This is a genomic window from Mycobacterium sp. TKK-01-0059, assembly GCF_000709305.1.
In the GTDB taxonomy this organism is placed as follows: Bacteria; Actinomycetota; Actinomycetes; order Mycobacteriales; family Mycobacteriaceae; genus Mycobacterium; species Mycobacterium intracellulare.
Genome location: NZ_KL446993.1, coordinates 1,687,491 through 1,708,707 on the forward strand (window position 1 = coordinate 1,687,491; position 21,217 = coordinate 1,708,707).

Annotated in this window: 19 protein-coding genes; 7 read left to right on the forward strand and 12 right to left on the reverse strand. The window is 70.3% G+C overall.

Annotated elements, in window-relative coordinates; all coding sequences use genetic code 11:
• The first annotated feature begins 154 nt into the window (after positions 1–154).
• Positions 155–4,987, forward strand: coding sequence for a cation-translocating P-type ATPase (locus tag K883_RS08260; RefSeq protein ID WP_020823906.1), 4,833 nt, complete (start codon positions 155–157; stop codon positions 4,985–4,987).
• A 120-nt stretch (positions 4,988–5,107) separates the two neighbouring features.
• On the opposite strand, the gene K883_RS08265 is transcribed toward K883_RS08260, so the two are convergent.
• Both K883_RS08265 and K883_RS08270 read right to left on the reverse strand, forming a co-directional pair.
• Positions 5,108–6,679 carry an AMP-binding protein gene (locus K883_RS08265; protein WP_020823907.1) on the reverse strand — a complete coding sequence of 524 codons (1,572 nt, stop codon included), beginning with the start codon at positions 6,677–6,679 and terminating at the stop codon, positions 5,108–5,110.
• Positions 6,669–7,574, reverse strand: coding sequence for an SDR family NAD(P)-dependent oxidoreductase (locus K883_RS08270; protein ID WP_036454195.1), 906 nt, complete (start codon positions 7,572–7,574; stop codon positions 6,669–6,671). Before K883_RS08270 ends, K883_RS08265 begins: the two co-directional genes overlap by 11 nt.
• A gap of 301 nt (positions 7,575–7,875) precedes the next feature.
• Between K883_RS08270 and K883_RS08275 the strand changes: the two genes are divergently transcribed.
• Positions 7,876–8,619 (forward strand): cutinase family protein, encoded by a 744-nt coding sequence (locus K883_RS08275; protein WP_036429697.1) that lies wholly within the window; start codon positions 7,876–7,878, stop codon positions 8,617–8,619.
• An 81-nt stretch (positions 8,620–8,700) separates the two neighbouring features.
• On the opposite strand, the gene K883_RS08280 is transcribed toward K883_RS08275, so the two are convergent.
• Positions 8,701–9,465 (reverse strand): SDR family oxidoreductase, encoded by a 765-nt coding sequence (locus K883_RS08280; RefSeq protein ID WP_020823909.1) that lies wholly within the window; start codon positions 9,463–9,465, stop codon positions 8,701–8,703.
• A 146-nt stretch (positions 9,466–9,611) separates the two neighbouring features.
• On the reverse strand, positions 9,612–10,586 hold the full coding sequence (locus K883_RS08285) for an oxygenase MpaB family protein (RefSeq protein ID WP_020823910.1): 975 nt from the start codon (positions 10,584–10,586) through the stop codon (positions 9,612–9,614).
• Between the two features lie 186 nt (positions 10,587–10,772).
• Here K883_RS08285 and K883_RS08290 point away from each other — a divergent pair, with 186 nt between their 5' ends.
• From K883_RS08290 to K883_RS08300, 3 genes are all read left to right on the forward strand, one after another.
• On the forward strand, positions 10,773–11,378 hold the full coding sequence (locus K883_RS08290; protein ID WP_020823911.1) for a TetR/AcrR family transcriptional regulator: 606 nt from the start codon (positions 10,773–10,775) through the stop codon (positions 11,376–11,378).
• Positions 11,379–11,418: 40 nt separating this feature from the next.
• A complete protein-coding gene (locus K883_RS08295) occupies positions 11,419–12,804 on the forward strand; it encodes an adenylate/guanylate cyclase domain-containing protein (RefSeq protein WP_020823912.1) in 1,386 nt (461 codons plus the stop codon).
• A gap of 97 nt (positions 12,805–12,901) precedes the next feature.
• Entirely contained in the window at positions 12,902–13,648 is a 747-nt protein-coding gene (locus K883_RS08300) for a methyltransferase domain-containing protein (protein WP_020823913.1), read from the forward strand.
• Positions 13,649–13,665: 17 nt separating this feature from the next.
• On the opposite strand, the gene K883_RS08305 is transcribed toward K883_RS08300, so the two are convergent.
• Positions 13,666–14,118 carry an SRPBCC family protein gene (locus tag K883_RS08305; RefSeq protein ID WP_008262303.1) on the reverse strand — a complete coding sequence of 151 codons (453 nt, stop codon included), beginning with the start codon at positions 14,116–14,118 and terminating at the stop codon, positions 13,666–13,668.
• 58 nt (positions 14,119–14,176) lie between these two features.
• Positions 14,177–14,872 (reverse strand): SDR family oxidoreductase, encoded by a 696-nt coding sequence (locus K883_RS08310; RefSeq protein WP_020823914.1) that lies wholly within the window; start codon positions 14,870–14,872, stop codon positions 14,177–14,179.
• A 148-nt stretch (positions 14,873–15,020) separates the two neighbouring features.
• On the opposite strand from K883_RS08310, the gene K883_RS08315 reads away from it, so the two are divergent.
• Complete coding sequence (locus tag K883_RS08315) at positions 15,021–15,566, forward strand: CGNR zinc finger domain-containing protein (RefSeq protein ID WP_020823915.1); 546 nt, start codon at positions 15,021–15,023, stop codon at positions 15,564–15,566.
• On the opposite strand, the gene K883_RS08320 is transcribed toward K883_RS08315, so the two are convergent.
• The 3 genes from K883_RS08320 to K883_RS08325 form a co-directional block, all read right to left on the reverse strand.
• Positions 15,546–16,157, reverse strand: a complete 612-nt coding sequence (locus K883_RS08320) for a class I SAM-dependent methyltransferase (RefSeq protein ID WP_020823916.1) — start codon at positions 16,155–16,157, stop codon at positions 15,546–15,548. The two genes, K883_RS08315 and K883_RS08320, sit on opposite strands and share 21 nt — an antisense overlap.
• Positions 16,158–16,182: 25 nt before the next feature.
• On the reverse strand, positions 16,183–16,347 hold the full coding sequence (locus K883_RS27860; RefSeq protein WP_020823917.1) for a hypothetical protein: 165 nt from the start codon (positions 16,345–16,347) through the stop codon (positions 16,183–16,185).
• A 152-nt stretch (positions 16,348–16,499) separates the two neighbouring features.
• Positions 16,500–17,345: an SDR family oxidoreductase gene (locus K883_RS08325; protein WP_020823919.1), complete on the reverse strand. Its 846-nt coding sequence runs from the start codon at positions 17,343–17,345 to the stop codon at positions 16,500–16,502.
• 93 nt (positions 17,346–17,438) lie between these two features.
• On the opposite strand from K883_RS08325, the gene K883_RS08330 reads away from it, so the two are divergent.
• On the forward strand, positions 17,439–18,053 hold the full coding sequence (locus tag K883_RS08330) for a PaaI family thioesterase (protein ID WP_020823920.1): 615 nt from the start codon (positions 17,439–17,441) through the stop codon (positions 18,051–18,053).
• Between the two features lie 17 nt (positions 18,054–18,070).
• Here the strand turns inward: K883_RS08330 and K883_RS08335 are convergent, their stop codons facing one another.
• From K883_RS08335 to K883_RS08345, 3 genes are read right to left on the reverse strand one after another with little or no spacing between them, the layout of a single operon-like run.
• Positions 18,071–18,835, reverse strand: a complete 765-nt coding sequence (locus K883_RS08335) for a DUF2127 domain-containing protein (protein WP_020823921.1) — start codon at positions 18,833–18,835, stop codon at positions 18,071–18,073.
• Positions 18,836–18,881: 46 nt separating this feature from the next.
• Positions 18,882–20,270: an MmgE/PrpD family protein gene (locus K883_RS08340; protein WP_020823922.1), complete on the reverse strand. Its 1,389-nt coding sequence runs from the start codon at positions 20,268–20,270 to the stop codon at positions 18,882–18,884.
• A 41-nt stretch (positions 20,271–20,311) separates the two neighbouring features.
• Positions 20,312–21,160, reverse strand: a complete 849-nt coding sequence (locus K883_RS08345) for a helix-turn-helix domain-containing protein (protein WP_020823923.1) — start codon at positions 21,158–21,160, stop codon at positions 20,312–20,314.
• Positions 21,161–21,217: the final 57 nt, after the last annotated feature.

Sequence of the window (21,217 nt, forward strand, 5' to 3'; positions counted from 1 at the left end):
CCTTGCCATCTTGGGAAGCCCGACCTGCATCGACCCGCATCGGCCTGCAACGTCAGCGATGTCGTCGGACGGTTTACCTTCCCGCCCCACGTGTGGACAGGTCCTTCACACGCCAGGATCATTAGGCGCGGGAGACGTAGTTGAAGGGTGACGAGTGAAGATTCCCGGCGTTTCCGACGTCGTCGCCGGTGTGGCCGGCGGAGCCGCGCAGGTGGTGCGGGCAGGCGTGTCGACTGCGGCGGGGGCCGCCGGCGCGCTGCAGACGTTGGCCGGCCCGGTCGCCGAGCTCGCGGGCCCCGTCCTGCAATCGGTGGTTCAAACCACGGGCCGGGCAATCGGTGCGGACACTTCCACCGACAACGCCGCCGCCCCGATCACGCCGCCGGTGCGCTGGCACAGCGGGCAACGCGTGCACCTTGACCTGGACCCGTTGCTGCCGTTCCCCCGCTGGGGCGAGTACGCGCCCGCCGTCGAGGAGCCGGTGCGCCGAATCCCGGGCGTGGCCGAGGCGCACGTCGAGGGTGCGTTGGGCCGGTTGGTGGTTGAACTGTCCGACGGCACGGACCACGACGCCGTCTTGGACGAGGTGCGCTCGACCGTCGCATCCATCGCCGCCGACATCACCTGGTCGAAGTCGGAGGCGGCGACGCCGTCCGCGCCCTTCGCCGACCCGGGCAACCCCCTGGCGATTCTGGTGCCCCTCACCGCGGCGGCACTGGATCTGGTCGCGATGGGCGCCGCGGTGACCGGATGGGTGACCCGGCTGCCCGCGGCGCCGCAGACCACCCGGGCCGCGGCCGCGCTCATCAACCATCAACCGCGCATGGTCTCGATCCTCGAGGAACGGCTGGGCCGGGTGGGCACCGACATCGCGCTGGCCGCCACGACGGCCGCCGCCCACGGCCTCACGCAGTCGTTCGGCACGCCGATGCTCGACCTGACCCAGCGCACCCTGCAGGTCTCCGAGGCGGCGGCGCACCGCCGGGTGTGGCGGGACAGGGAACCCCACCTGGCCTCGCCGCAACGGCCACAGGCCCCGGTGGTCCCGGTCATCTCGTCCGCCAAGTCGGAGGTGCCCCGGCACAGCTGGGCGGCCGCGGCGGCCGGCGAGGCCTCGCACGTCGTGGTCGGGGGAACCATCGACGCGGCGATGGACAAGGCGAAGGGCTCGATGGCCGGGCCGGTGGAGAGCTACGTCGATTCCGCGGCGAACGGCTCGTTGATCGCCGCGGTCAGCGCGCTGGTGGCCGGCGGCGGCACCGACGACGCGGCCGCGGCCATCGAAGCCGGGGTGCCGCGGGCCGCGCACATGGGCCGACAGGCGTTCGCGGCGATTTTGGGCCGCGGGCTCGCCAATTCCGGGCAGCTGGTTCTCGACCCGGGCGCGCTGCGCCGCCTGGATCGCGTGAAGGTGGTCGTCATCGACGGCGCCGCTTTGCGCGGCGACCATCGCGCGGTCCTGCGGGTCCGCGGCGACGCGCCCGGCTGGGACGACGACCGGGTCTACGAGGTCGCCGACGCCCTGCTGCACGGCGAACAGGCGCCCGAGCCCGACCCGGACGAGTTGCCGGCGACCGGCGCACGACTGAAATGGGTTCGCAATCAAGGGCCTTCGGCCACGCCCGCGCAGGGCCTGGAAAGCGCCGACCTGATCGTCGACGGCGAATGCGTCGGCAGCGTCGACGTGGGCTGGGAGGTCGACCCGTACGCGATCCCGCTGTTCCAGACCGCGCACCGCACCGGCGCGCGGGTGGTGCTCCGCCACGTCGCGGGGACCGAAGACCTGACCGCCAGCGTCGGCGCGACGCACCCGCCCGGCACCCCGCTGCTGAACGTGGTCCGCGAGCTAAGGGCCGATCGCGGACCGGTGCTGCTGATCACCGCGCTGCACCGCGACTTCGCGTCGACCGACACCCTGGCCGCGCTCGCGATCGCCGATGTCGGTGTGGCGCTTGATGATCCGCGCGCCGCCACGGCGTGGACCGCGGACATCATCACCGGTACCGACCTGGCCGACGCGGTGCGGATCCTCTCGGCGATCCCGGTGGCCCGATCGGCCAGCGAGTCGGCGGTGCACCTGGCCCAGGGCGGCACCACGTTGGCCGGGTTGCTGCTGGTCACCGGTGAGCAGGAGAAGACCACCAACCCGGTGAGCTTTCGGCGCTGGCTCAACCCGGTCAACGCCGCGGCGGCCACGGCCCTGGTGGCCGGAACGTTCTCGGCCACCCGGGTGCTGCGGCTGCCCGACCCGACCCCCCAACCGCTGACCGCCTGGCACGCGCTGGATCCCGAGATCGTCTATTCGCGGCTCGCCGGCGGCGCGCGGCCGCTGGCCGTCGAGACCGAACCCTCGTGGCGGCGCCGTCTCGACGACCTGTCCTACAGCCCGGGCCTGGCGCCCCTGCGCAAGCCGCTGCACAACATTGCCCGGCTGGCGTCGGCGACCCGGACCGAGCTCGCCGATCCGCTGACCCCGATCCTGGCCGTCGGGGCGGCCGCGTCGGCGATCGTCGGCAGCAACATCGACGCGCTGCTGGTCGCGGGAGTCATGACCGTCAACGCGATAACCGGTGGGGCGCAACGGCTGCGGGCCGAATCCGCGGCCGCCGAGCTGTTCGCCGAGCAGGACCAGATGGTGCGCCGGGTCGTCGTCCCCGCGGTCGCGACGACGCGCCGCCGGCTCGAGGCCGCCAAGCACGCCACCCGCACGGCGACGGTGTCCGCGAAGTCGCTGCGGCCCGGCGACGTCATCGATCTGGCCGCCCCCGAGGTGGTGCCGGCCGACGCCCGCCTGTTGGTGGCCGAGGACCTCGAGGTCGACGAGTCCCTGCTCACCGGCGAGTCGCTGCCGGTGGACAAGCAGGTGGACCCCGTCGCCGTCAACGACCCCGACCGGGCCAGCATGCTCTTCGAGGGCAGCACCATCGTGGCCGGCCACGCCCGGGCGATCGTGGTGGCCACCGGCGTCGGGACCGCCGCGCACCGCGCGATTTCGGCGGTCGCCGACGTCGAGACGGCGGCCGGAATCCAGGCGCGGCTGCGGGAACTCACCAGCAAGGTGCTGCCGCTGACGCTGGCCGGAGGCGCGACGGTGTCGGCGTTGGCGCTGCTGCGCCGCGCCCCGCTGCGCCAGGCGGTGGCCGACGGCGTCGCGATCGCGGTGGCCGCCGTGCCGGAGGGGCTGCCCCTGGTGGCCACCCTCTCCCAGCTCTCGGCCGCCCAGCGGCTGACGGCCCGCGGCGCGCTCGTCCGCGCGCCGCGCACCATCGAAGCGCTGGGCCGCGTCGACACCATCTGTTTCGACAAGACCGGCACGCTCACCGAGAACCGGCTACGCGTGGTGTGCGCCGTGCCGGTCGGGGTCGACCCGCACGACCCGCTGCCCCAACTGACCGATCCGCAATCGGCGGGGCTGCTGCGGGCCGCCGCGCGGGCGTCCGCCCAGCCGCAGGACGGCCAGGGGCACGCCCACGCCACCGACGAGGCGATCCTCACCGCCGCGAATTCGCTGAACGGCCATGGCGATTCGGACTGGACGATGATCGCCGAGGTGCCCTTCGAGTCCAGTCGCGGCTTCGCCGCCGCGATCGGCGCGCTGGGCAGCTCCAACGGACATCCCGCCGACGCGCCGGTGCTGATCCTCAAGGGCGCGCCCGAGGTCATCCTGCCGCGCTGCCGCTTCGCCGACCCGCAGGCCGACCAGGAACGGGCCGAGGGCGTCGTCCGCGGTCTCGCCGAACAGGGCCTGCGGGTGCTCGCGGTGGCGCAGCGCGGTTGGAAGCACGAGACCGACGACGACGACACCGACGCCGACGCCGTGGACGCCGCGGCGGAGGACCTCGAGCTGCTCGGCTACGTGGGCTTGGCGGACACCGCCCGGGCGTCGGCGCGCCCGTTGATCGAAGCGCTCACCGACGCCGACCGCGACGTCGTGCTGATCACCGGCGACCACCCCATCACCGCGCGGGCGATCGCCCGGCAGCTGGGCCTGCCCGCGGACGCGCGGGTGATCACCGGCGCCGAACTCGCCGGGCTCGACGAGGACGCGTGCTCCAAGATGGTCGCCGACGTGCAGGTCTTCGCCCGCGTCAGCCCGGAGCAGAAGGTGCAGATCGTGGCCGCGCTGCAGCGCTGCGGGCGGGTGACCGCGATGGTCGGCGACGGCGCCAACGACGCCGCCGCGATCCGGATGGCCGACGTGGGGATCGGGGTGAGCGGGCGGGGTTCGTCGGCCGCCCGCGGCGCTGCGGACATCGTCTTGACCGACGAGGATCTGGGCGTGCTGATGGACGCCCTCGTCGAGGGCCGCAGCATGTGGGCGGGCGTCCGGGACGCCGTCACGATTCTGGTCGGCGGCAACGTCGGTGAAGTGCTGTTCACCATCATCGGCACCGCCTTCGGCGCCGGCCGCGCACCGGTGGGCACCCGCCAGCTGCTGCTCGTGAACCTGCTCACCGACATGTTCCCCGCCCTCGCGGTGGCGGTCACGTCGCAATACGTCGAACCCGACGAAGCCGAGTACGCGTCGCCCGAGGAGGCCGAGGAGGCGCGCCGGCAGCACCGGCGCGCGGTGCTGACCGGGCCCACGCCCTCCCTCGACGCGCCGCTGATGCGCCAGATCGTCACCCGCGGCGCGGTGACCGCGGCCGGGGCGACGGCGGCCTGGGCTATCGGGCGCTGGACGCCGGGCACCGAACGCCGCACGGCGACAATGGGTTTGACCGCCCTGGTGACGACGCAGCTGGCGCAGACGCTGCTGACCCGCCGGCACAGCCCGCTGGTGATCGCGACCGCGCTGGGCAGCGCCGGTGTGCTGGTCGGCATCGTGCAGACCCCGGTGCTCAGCCAGTTCTTCGGCTGCACGCCCCTGGGTCCGGTCGCCTGGTCGGGGGTGCTGGGTTCCACCGCGGGCGCCACCGTGATCTCGGCGCTGGCGCCCAACTGGCTGGCCAAGCAGGTCGCCGCGTTGGAGCCCGCCGAGGAGTGATCGTGCAGTCCGGCGACGGCGAGCGCCGAGTAACGGCGCGAGTGAGGAGCCGGACAATCGTGCAGTCCGGCGACGGCGAGCGCCGAGTAGCGGCGCGAGTGAGGAGCCGGACAATCGTGCTCAGCCGGACAGCTCCCTGCGCAGCACCTTGCCGGTCGGGTTGCGCGGGATGCTGTCCACGACGTTGATGTCGCGGGGCTGTTCGAAGCGCGAGACGCGGCTCTTCAAGTACTCCCGGAGCTCCGGCACGTCGATGTCGGCGCCCGGCCGCGCCACCACGAACGCCACCAACCGCTGGCCGAACCGCTCGTCGGGGACGCCGATCACCACGTTGTCGGCGACGGCGGGGTGGCGGGCGAGCGCGTTTTCGACCGCGCGCGGATAGACGTTCTCGCCGCCCGAGATGATCATGTCGTCTTCGCGGCCGACGATGAACAGGCGGCCGGCGTTGTCGAGGTAGCCCATGTCGCCGGTGCTCGTCATGCCGTCGACGACGGCCTTGGCTTCCCCGGCGCCTCCGGTGTAGCCCTTGCCGGCCAGGTCGCCGCCGACGAAGATGCGTCCGGTCACCCGCGGCCCCACCGGTCGGTCGCTCTTGTTGAGGATCCGCACCGGGCAGCCCGCCACCGGCCGGCCGACGGTTTCGGGGGCCTCGCGCAGGTCCGCGGGCGTCGCCAGGCAACCGATGCCGACCTCGGTGGAGCCGTAGCCGTTGTAGAGGATCTCCCCGTAGGTGTCCATGAACCGCTGCCCCAGCGTGGGATCCAGGCGGTCGCCGCTGGACATCACCACGCGCAGGTGCGGCACCGGGTTACGCGCCCGAACCCGCTCGGGCAGGTCGAGGATGCGCGCGAGGACGACGGGCACCGCGGTGAAGGCGTCGGCGCGGTGCAGCGACGCCTGGGCGAGCGCGGCCTCGGCGTCGAACTGGCGATGCGTGAGCACGGTGCCGCCGAGGGCGATCGTCAGCATCAGCATGCCGAGCCCCAGGCCGTGAAACATCGGCATTGCCACCGAGATTCGCGAACCGGTACGCAACCGGGTGCGGTCGAGGATGGTCACCCAGACCCCCACGGCGGAGCGCAGCAGCGGTGCGCGCGGCACCCCTTTGGGTTTGCCGGTGGTGCCCGACGTCAGCAGCACGATACGGCCGGGCGCGGCCACCCGCGGCCGCCGGGCGCCCTCCTCAGGGGTGACCGTGGCCGGATCGACCGTGGCGACCGATTCGTCGGCGGCCCGTATCCGCTCGGCGAATTCGTTGTCGGCGACCATCGTTGAGATGCGGTGGGCCTGCACGGCGGCCGCCAGCGCGTCGCTGCGGAACTCCGTACTGACCGGGACGACGTCGGCGCCCAGCAGCGCGGCGGCGAAGACACCGGCGACGAAGCCGCGCCCGTTGCGGCACATGACCCCGACCGCGCGGCCGGGCGCGACCCCGACCGCGGCCAACCGCCGCGCCAGGGACTCGGTGTCGCGTTGCAGCTCGCGGTAGCTCAGGGCGCCGTCGTCGTCGACGATCGCCGTGCGGTCGGGCCAGCGGGCCGCCGTGACCGCCAGCAGCGTGTAGGGGTTCGTGCCGCCCCGGCGCGCCTCGCGAAGCAGCCGCACGCCCGCCGTCGGCGACGGCGGGGTGAGCAGGCCGGAGTGCACCAGGGCGCGGACGGCGGTGGTGGCGACGCGGTCAGTGGTCACGGTCGCCCCCGTCGGCATCGGTGAGGAATCGGCGGTGCCATAGCCGGGCGGCGTGGTCGGCCGGCCCGGCCAACAGCACCGAGGCAAACTCGGCCGGCAGCACCCAGGGCGGCTCCAGGGTGCGGGGCCGCTCGATGACCGCTTTCGCGATGACGTCGGCGGCGTCATCCGGTGACAGGCCGGGGAACCGGCCGAGGAGAGGCGTGGGCGCGATCATGCGGGTGCGGACCAGCGCGAAGTAGATGGTCGTGACGTCGACGCCGTCGGCGTGCAGCTCCGGAGCCACGCTGCGCAGCCAGCGGTCGAACGCCCCCTTCGATGCCTGATAGGCGCCCCACTGCGGGCCCGGCGCCACCCGCACGCCGACGCTGGACACATTCACGATGTGCCCGCTGCCGTTGTCGCGCATACCGGGCACGAGTCCCAGCAGCAGCCGGACGGGCCCCAGGTAGTTGATGTCAATGGTGCGCTGGAAGTCGTGCGGGCGGTCGTACTGGTGGTGCAACGAGCGGCGCAGCGACTTGCCGGCGTTGCTCACCACGATGTCGAGCGGGCCGTGCTCCTCGGTGATCTGCTTGGCCAGGCCGCTCACCGCGGATTCGTCGGTGAGGTCGGTCGGGTAGGCGACCGCGTGCCCGCCGCCGGCGTTGATCGACGCCGTCAGGTCCCCGAGCCTCTCCTCGGACCGGGCGACCGCCAGCACGGTCGCGCCGGCGGCCGCGAGCCTGCGCGCGGTCGCCTCGCCGATGCCGTAGGAGGCGCCGGTCACCAACGCGGTCTTGCCGGAGGTGGCGGCGCGCAGCTTGTCGGGATCCGACACCCGCGCCGGATTTGCCACGTGGTCGCCCGCCGCGGTGAGGACCGCGTTGAGGGCCTGGGCTACTGCGTTCAACATCGCTGCCGCATTCATTCGAGCCGCTGGCCGGGGACGTGGCTGCTGCTCAACCGTGTCCCGACCCGTAACTACAAGTAGCAGACCACATTGCGGCCCGGGACCGCGCTTCGGCCCGGCCGAGACGGCCCGGTGGCACTCGCAATGAGGGGCGGGACGCAAGGCGCCGGGGCGCTCACGCCGGATGAGCGCCGCGCACAACCGATCTCGCTCCGACCGCAGCAGCGGCGGTTCTTTTATGAGAACACGGTAATTTCGGCGTTTCCTTTGTTTAGGCCGCGTGTCGAATGGGCACAATGGCGGCATGTTTGCGCGTCACATGGTTCGTTCCGTTGGTCCAGCAGTAGTTATCGCCGCATCGGGCATGGCCGCCTCGGCCGTCTCCGGTTCCCTCATCCCCACCGCCGCCGCCCAATGTCCCGACGTGCAAGTGGTCTTCGCCCGCGGCACCGGCGAAGAACCCGGCGTCGGCCCCACCGGCCAAGCCTTCGTCGACGCCCTACACCAACGCGTCGGCGACCGCTCCTTCGACGTCTACCCCGTCAACTACCCCGCCACCGACCAATGGGACACCGGCATCGACGGCATCCGCGACGCCGGCGCCCACGTCGTGTCCATGGCCCACGACTGCCCCAACACCAAAATGGTCCTCGGCGGCTACTCCCAAGGCGCCGCCGTCATGGGCTTTGTCACCTCCGCCGCCGTCCCCGAAGGCATCGACCCCGCCACCGTCCCCAAACCCCTGTCCCCCGACGTCGCCAACCACGTCTCCTCAGTCGTGCTCTTCGGCATGCCCAACGTGCGCGCCATGAACTTCCTCGGCGAACCCCCCGTCGTCATCGGACCCGCCTACCAAGACAAAACCCTCAAAGTCTGCGCCACCGAAGACCCCGTCTGCTCCGACGGCATGAACTTCGCCGCCCACAACACCTACGCCGACGACGGCTCCATCATCGACAAAGGCGTCGCCTTCGCCTCCAGCCACCTCGGCATGGGTAGCCCCGGCGCGATGTCGGTCGCGTCGCCGCACGGCGGTTTCGGAGAGTGAGCGGCTAACCCACTGGCGGGTTCGACCGCCCTGTGTCATACCGGATCTCGGCTTTCGGCCCGCGGCGTTCGGGGGGCGGCGCTAGCTGCCGAACATGGCGGTGATCGTCTCGTTGAACCGCGGATAGATGTCGCCGTAGGTGCCGTCACGCTCGGCGTAGCGGAACATCTTGACGCGCTCCACCACGATCTCGTTGGCCTGTGGCTGCGTCTGCAGCAGCGTCATCGTCTCGGTGATGTACTCGTCGAGCGGCATCGCCCGGGGATCGAATCCCCGCTCGCCCTGCAGGGCGGTGCGCACGTGCGGCGGGATGATCTCGATCACCTGGACCGAGGTGTCGCGCAGCTGGAAGCGCAGCGATTCGGTGTAGGAGTGCAGCGCCGCCTTGGCGGCGCAGTAGGTGGGGGTGAGCGCGCTGGGCATGAACGCCAGGCCGGACGTGACGTTGAGGACGGTGGCGTGCGACTTGCGCAGCAGCGCCGGCAGCAACGACGCGGTCAGCCGCATGGGGCCCAACAGATTGATGGCGACGGACTGCTCGGCCAGGCCGACATTGCCGCTGGTGAGATCCTCGACCCGCTGGATGCCGGCGTTGTTGATCAGCACATTGAGGTCCGGGTAGTGGTCGGTCACCTCGGTGGCGAACCGCCGGATGTCGGCGGCGTCGCCCTGATCGAGCGACAGGGTTTGGATGCCCGGGTTGGACTCTGCGACGGCCCGTAGCTGGTCGCTGCGTCGGGCGGCGATGATCACCTGGTTGCCCAGCCGGTGAAAAGATTCGGCCAGACCGCGGCCGATTCCGCTACCACCGCCGGTGACCAGAACCGTATTGCCCGTCATTTGCATCGCGGTTCTCCTTCGGATTCGCTCGACCGGCACACCCGACCGACGCAGCGGAATGCCCCGTTGGGAAGCCAGCTAACCACGATGCCCTATGCACCCGCGCGATGTCACGGCCGGCACCCTGGGAGGGCGGGCCGCCGGAGGCGGGATTATGCCGCGGCGGCCCGGTTGTGCAACTTCCGCGGGTCGACGCGCGCGCGGGCCCACGCCCGGGCCGCCCAAGGGGTGTAGAGCGCCTTGACGGGGAGTCGGTTGATCAGCGGGTTGAGCGCCCGGATGACCGCGGCGAAACGCTGGAATCGCTTCTCCTTCTTGGCATCCCAGTGCAGCTGGCACACCTCGCGCATCTGCGGCGGCAGCGTTCCGACGACGACCAGCCGGGTATAGGCGTTCAGCGGAGCCGACACCACGTTCCAGATCGGCTTGGGCATCCAGCGCGGGCCCGGGATGCCCTTGCGGATGTAGCCGGTGCCGTACAGCACGGTCTTGTGCGGGACGAACCGGTCCAGCATCTCGTCCCAGTAGGCCACGAAGTCGTCGTAGGTCTGCGGCTGGCCGCGGTCGCTGACGCCGTAGAGGCTGTACCAGACCTTGCCCTCGTTGAAGATTCGCTCCTTCTCGACGCGCGACAGCCGGCGGATGAAGGTGTCGGTGTTGTAGATGACCTGGTCGACGAAGCTGGCGTGGGCCCAGTAGAACAGCTCCGGGTTCAACGCGTGATACCGCGAGCCGTCGCTGATCGTGCCCTTGATGGTCTTGTGGAAGTCCCGCACCTTTCGCCCCCACTCGTGGGGGTCCTCGGAGTAGACCGTATTCATCAGCGGAGGCGCGGTCCGCTTGGCCCGGCCCAGCGTGTCGCTGAAGATCACCGAGTGGTCCAGCACGCCCTGCGCGAGCTGCTCGATGCAGTTCTCGACCCCGGCGGTGCGCTGGAATCCGAACAGCTGGGTTCGGTTGTCTCCGTAGAACTTCCAGATCAACGAATCGGGCCCCAGGCGCGGTGACGTGTCGTCGGCGGCCGACCAGTCCGGGCCGTCGGTGGGCATGGGCACGGCCTCGCGCACGCCGCTGTCGAAACGCGATCCCGCGCTCGGGGCGGCGAGTTCGTCGTTCTGGGCGGTCATGCTTACCTCCTCATGCACGCGCTGAGCCGGCCACGCGTTGTGAACCAGTGACACAAAGTCGTATCTTTGTTTCAGAGCCTAGCAGCCGTCCCGTGGCGTCGCACGTCGCCGGTGGGTCGCGCCGCTTTCCTCGCGCCGAAAAGCGCCGATGAACCGTGCCGGGGAGTTGATACGATGCCGCCAATCATGCAGTCCGAACCGGGCTCGGCCTCTCACTCCGCTTCCTCCGAGGCGCTGACCGATCTCGATCGCACCATCCTGGACACCGCGCGCGGCGTGTTCGAGACCTACGGCGTGCGTCGGGCCAACATCGACGACGTCGCCACCCGGGCCGGGGTCAGCCGCAGCACCATCTATCGCCGTTTTCCGACCAAGGAGAAGCTGTTCGGGCAGGTGGTGCGGCGCGAAGCCGCGCTTTTCTTCAGCACGCTCGATCAGGCCACGGCGGGGTGTAATCCGCGGGAGGCCGTGGTCGAGGCGTTCGCGCTCGGGGTGCGCCTGGTGCAGGACTCGCCGCTGTATTCGCGGATCGCCGAAAGCGAGCCGGAGCTGTTCGGGATGTTCTCCCGGTCGCACGTGTTCCCGATCCGCCAGTTCGCCGACGGGATCGCCCATACCCTTCGGCGGTGCGGCGCCGAGATGTCCGGGACCGACCTGGACAACGTCGCCGACATCCTGCTGCGCGTCGCGCTCGGCATCATCGTCTTTCCCACCGACCGGCTCGACACCTCGGACCCGGCGGCGGTGCGCGAGTACGCCGCGCGCTATCTGGTTCCGATCATCGGCCCCTGAAGGCCGTTGCGGTGTCGGTGCCCTGAACTACGCTCGATCCGTGGCTGGGAGTTCTGCGGCTCCACGGACCCGGTATGCCAGTTGCGGCGAGATCGACATCGCCTATCAGGTCTTCGGCGATGGCCCGATCGACCTGCTCGTGCTGCCGGGCCCGTTCATCCCCATCGACTGCGTCGACAGCGAGCCGTCGATGTACCGCTTTCATCGGCGCCTGGCGTCCTTCTGCCGGGTGATCCGCTTCGACCAACGCGGGATCGGCCTGTCCTCCCGGGTCCCGTCGCTGGACATGATCGGCGCGGAATCCTGGGCCAACGACGCGATCGCGGTCATGAACGCGGTCGGATGCGAGCGCGCGACGATCTTGGCTCCGAGCTTCACGTCGCTGGCCGGGGTGGTTCTCGCCGCCGATTTCCCCGAGCGGGTGAACAGCCTGGTGATCGTGAACGGCCAGGCGCGCACGCTGCGCGCCCCCGACTACCCGTTCGGCTCCGATCTCGCCGAGGCCGACCCCTACACCACCGTCGCCATCGAGCCGGACGCCGTCGAGCGGGGCTTCGACATCCTCGGCATCATCGCCCCCAGCGTCGCGCACGACGACGCGTTCCGGTCGTGGTGGGACATGGCCGGTAACCGGGCGGCGTCGCCCAGCATGGCGCGCGCGTTCATCGGCAAGATCCGCGAGGGCGACGTGCGCGACCGGCTGGACCGGGTCGGCGTGCCGACGCTGATCCTGCACCGGGACAACCCGCGGTTCAGCCCCGTCGGGCACGCGCGCTACCTCGCCGAGCGCATCCCCGGGTCGCGCCTGGTCGAGCTCCCCGGCGAAGACGTCCTGTACTGGGTGGGCGACACCGGGCCCATGCTCGACGAGATCGAGGAGTTCATCACCGGGATCCGCGGCGCCTCCGACGCCGAGCGGCTGCTCACGACCATCGTGTTCACCGACATCGTCGGGTCGACCGAGCGCGCCGCCGAGCTCGGCGATTACCGCTGGCGCGACCTGCTGGACAACCACGACAGGATCGTGCGGCACGAACTGCAGCGCTTCGGCGGCCGCGAGGTCAACACCGCCGGGGACGGATTCGTCGCGACATTCAGCAGCCCGAGCGCCGCGCTCGCCTGCGCCGACGCCCTCGTGGACGCGGTGCAAGTGCTGGGCATCGAGGTGCGGGTCGGCATCCACGCCGGCGAAGTCGAGGTGCGCGGCGCCGGCAAGGACGATATCGCCGGCATGGCCGTGCACATCGGCGCGCGGGTGGCGGCCCTCGCCGGGCCGAGCGAGGTCTTGGCGTCCTCGACGCTGCGCGACATCGTCACCGGATCGCGGCATCGCTTCGGCGACCGGGGCGAGTCCGCCCTCAAGGGCGTGCCGGGCTACTGGCGCCTCTACGCCCTCGTCCGCGAGCACGCCGCCGTCCGCCGGTAACCCCGCGCGCGGCGTAGGCTGCGCAACGGGGGAATCTTCGCCAGCCCACTGTGCGATTTGGCGTTCAGCTCGGGGCTGCTGCCCGAAGGAGTTACGCATGACCGACGTGGACATCACGCTGCCTCCTGCGCTGCGGCGGGCGCTGGACCTGCTCATCGATCCGCCGGCCGATCCCGACGTCAGTCACGGCTATCTCGACCTGCTCGGCTCCGGTTCGGCCGGCGACGACGGCGTGGGGAAGAACACCGGCCCGATCCAGGCCGCGTGGGCGTCACGAGTCGGGTCGATGCTCTACGACAACGCCCAGAGCGTCGCTCGCCAGTGGATCAGCGCCTGGCAGCTGCCGCTCGAGTGGTTGCAAATCCCGCCCGGCGGTATCGCGCTGGACGTCGGCTCGGGACCGGGCAACGTCACCGCGTCGCTGGCGCGGGCCGCCGGACCGGAGGGGCTGGCCCTCGGCGTCGACATCTCCGAGCCGATGCTGGCCCGCGCCGTCCGCAATGAGGCCGGGCCCCAGGTCGGCTTCATCAAGGCCGATGCGCAGCGACTTCCGCTGCGCGACAACACCTTCGACGCGGCGGTGTCGACCGCCGTGCTGCAACTGGTTCCGGACCCGAAGGCCGCGCTCGCCGAGATCGCGCGGGTGCTGCGGCCCGGGGGCAGGGTGGCGATCATGGTCCCGACGGCCGGGCGGCTGGCCCGCTATTGGCAGCGGCTGCCCAACGTCGGGGCGCACGCGTTCGACGACGACGAGATCGGCGACACCTTGGAAGACAACGGATTCAGCAGCGTTCGGGTAAAGAACATCGGCACCTTCCAGTGGGTGCGCGCCAAGCTGGGCTGACGTTTCCGGGTGGCCCGTTATTCGGCGCTCTGCGCCAGCGCGGCGAGCCGATCCATCGACTCGCGCAGCATGTCCGTCGTCGTCGCACGGGCGCGCTCGAGGCGGGTGGCGTCGGTCAGCTCCGTCCAGTCGTACGTGTGGGTCACCGTGGTCAGCTCGGCGTTGACCGGGCTGAGCTCCCAGCGCCACAGGTGACCGGGCGGCTGCTTGCCGGGTTCGGCTGGGCGCCAAGCGATTTTGCTGCCCTCCACGAACTCGGTGACATGGTTCTCCCGCACCGCGCCGTTGGTCAGCGTGGTCTTGAACACGTCACCCACCGCGCGCACGCGCTGACCGGGCGCCGATGACGCCAGATTGCCGTTGCCGTCCCAACTCGGCTGGCGCGACGGGTCGGCGATCAGTTCGAAGATCCGCGCGGCGTTGGCCGACATGACCCGGGTGGCGGTCACGATGCGTTCGGTATCGGACATACCGCTATCCAAACACGGAGCGCCGCCCGCCGCGCCGGGCCACGTCGAGCCGGGCGGTTCACGGCATCCGGGGCAGCGCCTCGACCGGTCCGGACAGCGCCGCCTTCACGTAGCGGGTGTCGTCGTCGGCCAGCACCTCCTTGTCGTCCGCCTCGATGCCGTCGACGATCGCGCGTGCCACCTGGCGCGGGTCGTTCTTGGGCGCGTCGAAGCCGGAGGTCATGTCGGTGTCGGTGAAGCTGAGATGCGCGGCAATGACCAGGGTGCCCTGCTTCTCGAGTTCGGCACGCAGGGAGTTCGTCATCGACCACACGGCGGCCTTGGAGTCGCCGTACCCACCGGATCCGGGCATCCAGGACAGGATCGAGGCGATGTCGACGAGGGCACCACCGCCGTTGTCGGCCAGGACGGGTGCGAAGGCCTTGGCGACGCGCAGCGCGCCGAAGTAGTTCGTCTCGAAGACCGCTCGCACCTCTTCGATGTCGCTGTCGAGCAGGGTCCGGGCGCCGAGAACGCCGGCATTGTTGATGACGATGTCCGCGTCGGCCGCCCTCGCCGCCAGCGCGGCCACCGAGTCCGGCCGGGTGACGTCCAATTCGACGCCGATCACGCGGGGGTCCTCACTGGGCTTCGGCGCCCGCGCCGTCGCGTAGATCTTCGCCGCGCCCCTGTCCAACAACTCGGCCACGATGGCCTTGCCGAGACCGCGCTGCCCGCCGGTGACCACCACGATCGCTCCGTTGGCGTTGACCATGATCCTGCTCCTTTGACTGAGGCAAAATTGGTTTGCTTACGTCAAGCTAGTTGTCACCGACGACGCAGTCAAGTAGTATTTGCCTATGTCTTCGTCTTGGGTTGCGTCACAGCGATACGGCTGCGCCGCGGCGCCTGGAGGCCTGGGCTTGGTCCAGGACTTCCTCAACACGAGGGGCATCGACGGGTACGGACCGGACCTGCTGGCCGACCCGGGCCAGGCGCGCGAGTGGGCGAACGCCGCGGTGCGGGCCTGGTCGTCCGCGCGCGGCGTGGACGTGTCGCCACCGGAGCTGGGTGAGGCGGATCTAGGCAGGCTTCGCGCGGTGCGGTCCACCATCGAGCGGATGGTGGACGGCGAACCGCCGAGACCTCGGGGCGCCCACGGTGTCGTCGCGTCCTTCGGACTGTCCGATGCCGGTGAGGTGCGGCTTGATCCCAGCGGCAGCGGGTGGCGGTGGCTGGCCTCGGCGTTGTGGGGCGAAATCCTGCTGAGCCAGCACGCCGACACCTGGCGGCGGATCAAGCGCTGCCACAACCACCGATGCGGGTCGACGTTCTACGACCGCTCGAAGAACAACAGCGGGGTCTGGCACGACGTCAAGACCTGCGGCAACGCCGTCAACCTGCGGGCGTCCCGGGCGCGCCGGCGCGAACGCGAAAAGGCAACGCGCTCAGCGATTTCGCCACAGTAGGCGGTAACGGTAATAGAGACCCCGCCGGACGACTGCCCCGGGTAAGACGTCGGCGGCGACACGCCGGATCTCGTCGAGGCCCTCCCGGGGATCGGCAACGGGCACGCCGATGTCGCGGGTCTCCCGATGCAGGAACCCACCGACGCGCGCCGCCGGCACGCACGCTCCGGCCCACACCCAGTCGGCGATGCTCTTGTTGGCGGACAGCCCGACGACGGCCAGTTGCCCGGCGGGCCGCAGCATTTGACGCGCTTTGTGCAGGGCATCGCGCAGCGGCAGGTGATGCAGACTGGCCACAAAGGTGATCAGGTCGTAGCGCCGCTCGGCCTCATCGAGGTCCTGGAACCGCGCATGTTCCACGGTCGCGTTGCCGATGGGCTGCAATCGCTGCGCCGCGCGCCACACCGAGATCGGGTCGGCATCGATGCCGACAACCCTGCGGGACACCGTGGCTAACCGCTGGGCCAGCAGCCCTTCCCCGCACCCGACGTCCAGGACATCGCCGTGCCGCCGCGCGGCGATGTCGACCAGCCAGGGGTGATAGGCGGAATTGTGGTTCCAGTAGTCGTCGTGCTTCGCGTATTCAGGCACCGTTGACCAGTGTGACCGACGGGCGTCAGCAGCGTTCGACGCCCCTGGGCATGATGCGCGGGGCGGTGGCCCCTGGGCGCCGCTTGCTGCCGAGGACCGCGTACAGCGCGTCGCAGGCGCGCGCCTTGAGGGGCGCGACCACGTCGAGGTTGGCGGAGCCCTGGCTGACCCAGGACGGAAGAGTGGTCACAGTTGATCCTTTGTTTTTCGGCCGTGCGCCGATTCATTCAATTGCACCACAGCCGTTTTGCGTGGACGCCGCGCCGAGGTAAACGTCACGAAAAGCCGCGCTGTGGGATAGCACACATTCGGCGTGCAACGAAAGGCACGCAACAGCAGGGTTTATGGAAATCCCCTGAACCGGCGCAGGTAGCCGAACAATCGGCTCACCGGCACCGGCTTCGGCCAGTCGCCGGACCGGAAATAGGCATCGGTGCCGCCGTCGACGAATATGACTGTGCCGCAAAGGAAGTCGGCGGCGTCCGACAACATGAAGCACATCCACTCGGCCATCTGCCCCGGGTCGCCGAAACCACCGACCGGGACCGGAAACGATTCGACGGCCTTGGCCTGCCGTGGGTCCGACAACTGTTCGGCCAGAAGCGGAGTCATGATCGCACCCGGCGCCAGGGCGTTGAGGCGCACGCCGGACCCGGCCCACTCGGGCAGCACCGCATGCCGCCGCACCCAACGGCTGACAGCGATTTTCGAGGCCGCGTACATCATGGTCGGCGCGGCCGGTCCGAACAGCCGCACCGCGCGCAACGCCTTGTCGGCGTCGTGTGCCAGCAGGGCCCTCACGGCCCGGCGGGGCACCGCGGGCACCGTCGTCGTCGAATTACTGGCGACGACAACGGCTTTGGCGCGCCCGGCGGCCGCCAGCGCCGCCCGCCAGGCGGTCAGTAACTCGACGACGCCGAAATAGTTGACCTGGGCGATCTGGCGAAGGCGATCCGGCCCGGGGCTGGGCCCGAGTCCGGCCGCAAGCACGGCGCCGTCAAGCCTGCCGCCCGATGCCGCCAGGACGCGCTCGACGGCCTCGCTACGCCCGTGTGGCGTCGACAGATCGGCGACGATGTCGGCGTCCTTGATGTCGACACCGATGACGGTGTGCCCGCCGTCCCGGAGGCGCTGCGCGGTCTCGCGCCCCATCCCGGACGCCGATCCGGTGATCGCGTAGGTCCCCATCGAGGTCCTCCTTCCCCAGGCAGTATGCCCGGCCCGCCGGACGCTTCCGAGGGGCGCCGCCCGCTGGGTGGACACCTGAGTTAAGTTGCGAAGATGCATGACCAAACGCCCTGCATCGACTTCGGCGAGCTCGAGTCGGTCTACGCGCCGCTGGCCGAATCGCTTCGCCGGCTCATCGATATCAGCATCCGCACCGAGGCCGGCGCCGCGGCGGTGGCGGCGGCCACGTCCAAGATCGACAGTGCGGCAGCGGAATTGAGCGGGGCGTTGAAGCCCGGGCCGTTCGGCGTGCACCGCAATCCCGATGGTCAGACCATCGCGTGGGGCAACGCGGTGGTGGGCCTGCGCAACCCGATCGCACCGCCGCTGGTCATCCATCACGAACCCGACGGACTGGTGTGGTCGGAGTTCGTGCTGGGCGCCGCCTACGAGGGCCCGCCGGACACCGTGCACGGCGGGGTGTGCGCGCTGGTGCTCGATCATGTGCTGGGCGCGACCGCGCACCAGCCCGACAAGCCCGCGTTCACCGGCACGCTCACGCTGCGGTACCGGCGCCCGACGGCGCTGGGACGGCCACTACGGGCCCAGGCTCATGTCGATCGTGTCGAGGGCGTCAAGACGTTCGCCGCCGGTCACCTGGCCGACGAGCACGGCATCACGGTGGAGGCCGAGGGTATTTTCATTCATCCCAGGCCGGCCGCGGAATAGCGGACCGCGCCGCAGATTCAGGTCCTGGCCGCGGCCCGCTCGACGTCGAGCAGCTGCTCGCCGCGCCGTTCCTCGTCGTAGGCCTTGCGCCCACCGCGCAGGCCGAACAGGCGTTTGGAGGTCAGCAGATAGATCACCGCGGCGACGTTGATGGTGAACGTCACCACCCGCGTCATCGTGATGCCCTTGGCCAGGTCGTGGATCTCCAGCGGTAAGAAGACCGAGGTGGCGATCACCGCGAAGTATTCGCCCCAGCGTTTCAGCAGCCACAGGCCGACGCTCTCGACGACCTCCAGCAGTGCATAGCCCGCCAGCATCAAGGTCAGCAACGCCAACGTGGACGGCTTGGCCGCCAACGCCTTTTCCAGTTCGTGCACAATGGTCATCTGATCGACCTTGAAACCGGCGGCGCGGAAAATCGGCAGGTCCCGGTCGAGGGTGGCCTGAATGGCGCCCCGCGCTCCGCGAAACTTCCACACCGCATAGGCCGCCAGGACGATCACCACCGCGCGGAACAGGCGTTCCACCGCCAGGGCGCGAATGATGATGGCCTGGCGTAAGGCCTTGCCGCGCATGATCATCGGCGCGTCCTCGGCGTGACCCCGCCCGTGCGGCGGGCCGACGGTGAATTCACCGCACCGCAGACAGCGCCATACCTCACCCAGACCGGTGGTGCCGCTCAGGCGCTGCGCGAGCGCGTGCTCGTCGGGCGCGTAGGTGATGTGTCCCGCGAGCGCGCAGGTAACCAGCTCCCACCGATTGAGTCCACGTTCTTTGGGCATGGCCGATCATCGACCGCGCGTGCCCGGACGCGCAAGGGGGCGCGCGTCAGAAGCGCGGCCCGCTGCGAGGTCGCCGGGCGGTGGGGCTCACGGCGCCGAGCAGTCCGGTGAGCGTGGCGACGGGAATCTCGTCGAGCCGTGCGACCGCCGCGATGATCTCGTCACCCAGTGCCCGCTCGCAAAAGGGCCCGGCGAGCCACCAGAACTTGTCCACGACACGATCCCAGGACATCGGACGGGTGGGTGATCCCTCGTAATCGTCCTGCTCGCGGCTGAATTCGCGTCCGTCGTGCGTCCTGAGGTGCACCCGCGCCGCCGTGCGCTGCGGATAGCCCGCGGTCAAATCGTCGGCCGCCGTGACGTCCACCCGCGACAAGAGGTCCTGAACGTCGGCGCGCAGAACCCGTTCGGTCTCAAGCTGTTCGGGACCGACTCCCCCGTCGAGCAGGGCGACCGTGCTCAGGTATTTGAGGTTGTAGTCGGCCTGCTCCTTGGTGCGCGGGTGGTCCTTGTTGCCGTACGCACCGCCGCCGGCGATGTCGAATGCGCCCTGAAAGACCTCGAGGCCGACCCGCGCGACGTCCTCGCCGCGCAGACTGTTCTCGGCACGCAGCGCCAGGACCGCGTCGATCACCACCTGGCCGTGGATGAGCGAACAGTACTGCTTCAGATAGGTCTGCTCGACGCAGGACAGTGCCCGGTCGGCGGTGTGGAAATCGATTGGCTGACCGAATAATTGGACCAGCCCGTGCGGCCCTTCTAACAGCGACTTGGGCCCGGTGACGCCGCGCGCCGCCAGCATCGTCGTGTAGACGGCGCGCATGCCGGTGCTGGCCGGGGAGATGCCCTTCCAGTGGGAAACCGGTTCGGCATGCACGCCCGCCAGCGACACATTGTCGGCGGCGGCGGCCGCGATGGCGCTGGCGGTCTGTTCGGCACTGAGCCCGAGCAGTTTCGCGCTGCCCGCCGCCACCGACATCGCCAGTTGCAGCGCATGGTTGAGTCCGCGCGCCATCACGGGAACCTGTGCGCTGAAACGACATTGGACCTCGTAGGCGACCGCCAGTGCCAGCAGGAAGTCGGCGCCGCCCGCGCCGGTGTGCTCGGCCACCGCCAGCACGGCACCGAAGTTGTCGGCGGGATGGCACAGACCTCCCACCGTTAGGTAGGTGTCGAGCAGATCGGGGTAGCGCACCAGCACCGCATTGAAGAACGCGGCCTGGTCCACCGATGCCCGGCCTCCGCCGACCAGCGTTGCCGTCGGGTCTCCACTGAATTGGGCGGTGTGTTCACGGATCGCCCCGATGAGCTCCCCGTTCAACGAACCGACGGCGCACGCGACGCTGTCGAGCACGTTGCGCGTCAACAGCGCACGGGGCCGCCCGGTCAGGTCAGACGCCTGCGCGCCGACGACGAATTGGGCCAGCTCGTCCACAAGGTAGTTCTCTGCCATGACTTTTCGCCTCCGAGGCGAGGCTACCCGGCTGATGCTGGTGATCCGCTCAGTGCCGTCGTCTCGTCGGTCAGATGCGCCCCGATGTCCCGGATCTGCCGCGCGCTCAGCGGGCACAGCGGGTGCACGGCCACCATCAGGGAAACGCGTCCACTGTCGTCGAAGACCGGGGCGGCGATGGTCACCACGGGTTGCTTCCGCCGCCCCGGGTTGTCGTCGGAAAGGAACCCGATGGTGGTGAATTCGACGAGCAGCTGGTCCATGATGTGTCGCACGGGTGTCGGCATCTCACTGCTGTCCAAGGTGCCGACCACCTGGACGGCCTGGGCCAGTGCGGGTGTCGTCCAGTCGATGTCGAATCCCCGTTCCCGCGTGCGGGCGAGGACCTGTTGCAGGCGCTGCGTGCGATCGGCGTTGCTGCCCGCGCCGCGGCGGATCCAGGCGCGTTGTTCGTCGTCGGTGTCCCAGGCCGCCATCGCCACCCCGAAGGGTGGTGCGTAGGGGATGCGGTCGCCCGGTATCCCCGACGGCTGGGTGGCGGGCTCGCCCTCAAAGGCGGTGACCACCAGGGAGTCTCCGAACTTCTCGACCACCGAACAGGCGTAGCCGACTTCACGGGACAGGCGCAGCGCGGCCGAGCGCGCCGCGTGGGCCAGCGGGCGGGCGGTGTCCGTGCGGGCGGCCACCACGGCGAGCGCCGGCCCCAGCGCGAATGTCTTCGCGATCGGATCGCGACTGGCCCAGCCGCGATCGCACAAGGTCTTGAGGATGGCGTGCGCCGTCGCCTGCGTGAGATCGAGCTCGCGCACCACGTCGGAGAACCGCAGCCGCGCGCTTCCGGACCGCGCAAGGAGCTCGACGACATCGAGCACCCGCGCGGTCGGCGCTGACGTCGATCCGCGAATCGCTTGACTCCTCCGCTACGCGAT

What these genes read in the sequence shown, in the direction of transcription:
- K883_RS08270 (WP_036454195.1), bottom strand. Translation starts at nt 7,574, where the DNA reads ATGTTGAACGCAGTAGCCCAGGCCCTCAACGCGGTCCTCACCGCGGCG.
- K883_RS08275 (WP_036429697.1), top strand. Translation starts at nt 7,876, where the DNA reads ATGTTTGCGCGTCACATGGTTCGTTCCGTTGGTCCAGCAGTAGTTATC.
- K883_RS08280 (WP_020823909.1), bottom strand. Translation starts at nt 9,465, where the DNA reads ATGCAAATGACGGGCAATACGGTTCTGGTCACCGGCGGTGGTAGCGGA.
- K883_RS08285 (WP_020823910.1), bottom strand. Translation starts at nt 10,586, where the DNA reads ATGACCGCCCAGAACGACGAACTCGCCGCCCCGAGCGCGGGATCGCGT.
- K883_RS08290 (WP_020823911.1), top strand. Translation starts at nt 10,773, where the DNA reads ATGCAGTCCGAACCGGGCTCGGCCTCTCACTCCGCTTCCTCCGAGGCG.
- K883_RS08300 (WP_020823913.1), top strand. Translation starts at nt 12,902, where the DNA reads ATGACCGACGTGGACATCACGCTGCCTCCTGCGCTGCGGCGGGCGCTG.
- K883_RS08305 (WP_008262303.1), bottom strand. Translation starts at nt 14,118, where the DNA reads ATGTCCGATACCGAACGCATCGTGACCGCCACCCGGGTCATGTCGGCC.
- K883_RS08310 (WP_020823914.1), bottom strand. Translation starts at nt 14,872, where the DNA reads ATGGTCAACGCCAACGGAGCGATCGTGGTGGTCACCGGCGGGCAGCGC.
- K883_RS08325 (WP_020823919.1), bottom strand. Translation starts at nt 17,345, where the DNA reads ATGGGGACCTACGCGATCACCGGATCGGCGTCCGGGATGGGGCGCGAG.
- K883_RS08330 (WP_020823920.1), top strand. Translation starts at nt 17,439, where the DNA reads ATGCATGACCAAACGCCCTGCATCGACTTCGGCGAGCTCGAGTCGGTC.
- K883_RS08335 (WP_020823921.1), bottom strand. Translation starts at nt 18,835, where the DNA reads ATGCCCAAAGAACGTGGACTCAATCGGTGGGAGCTGGTTACCTGCGCG.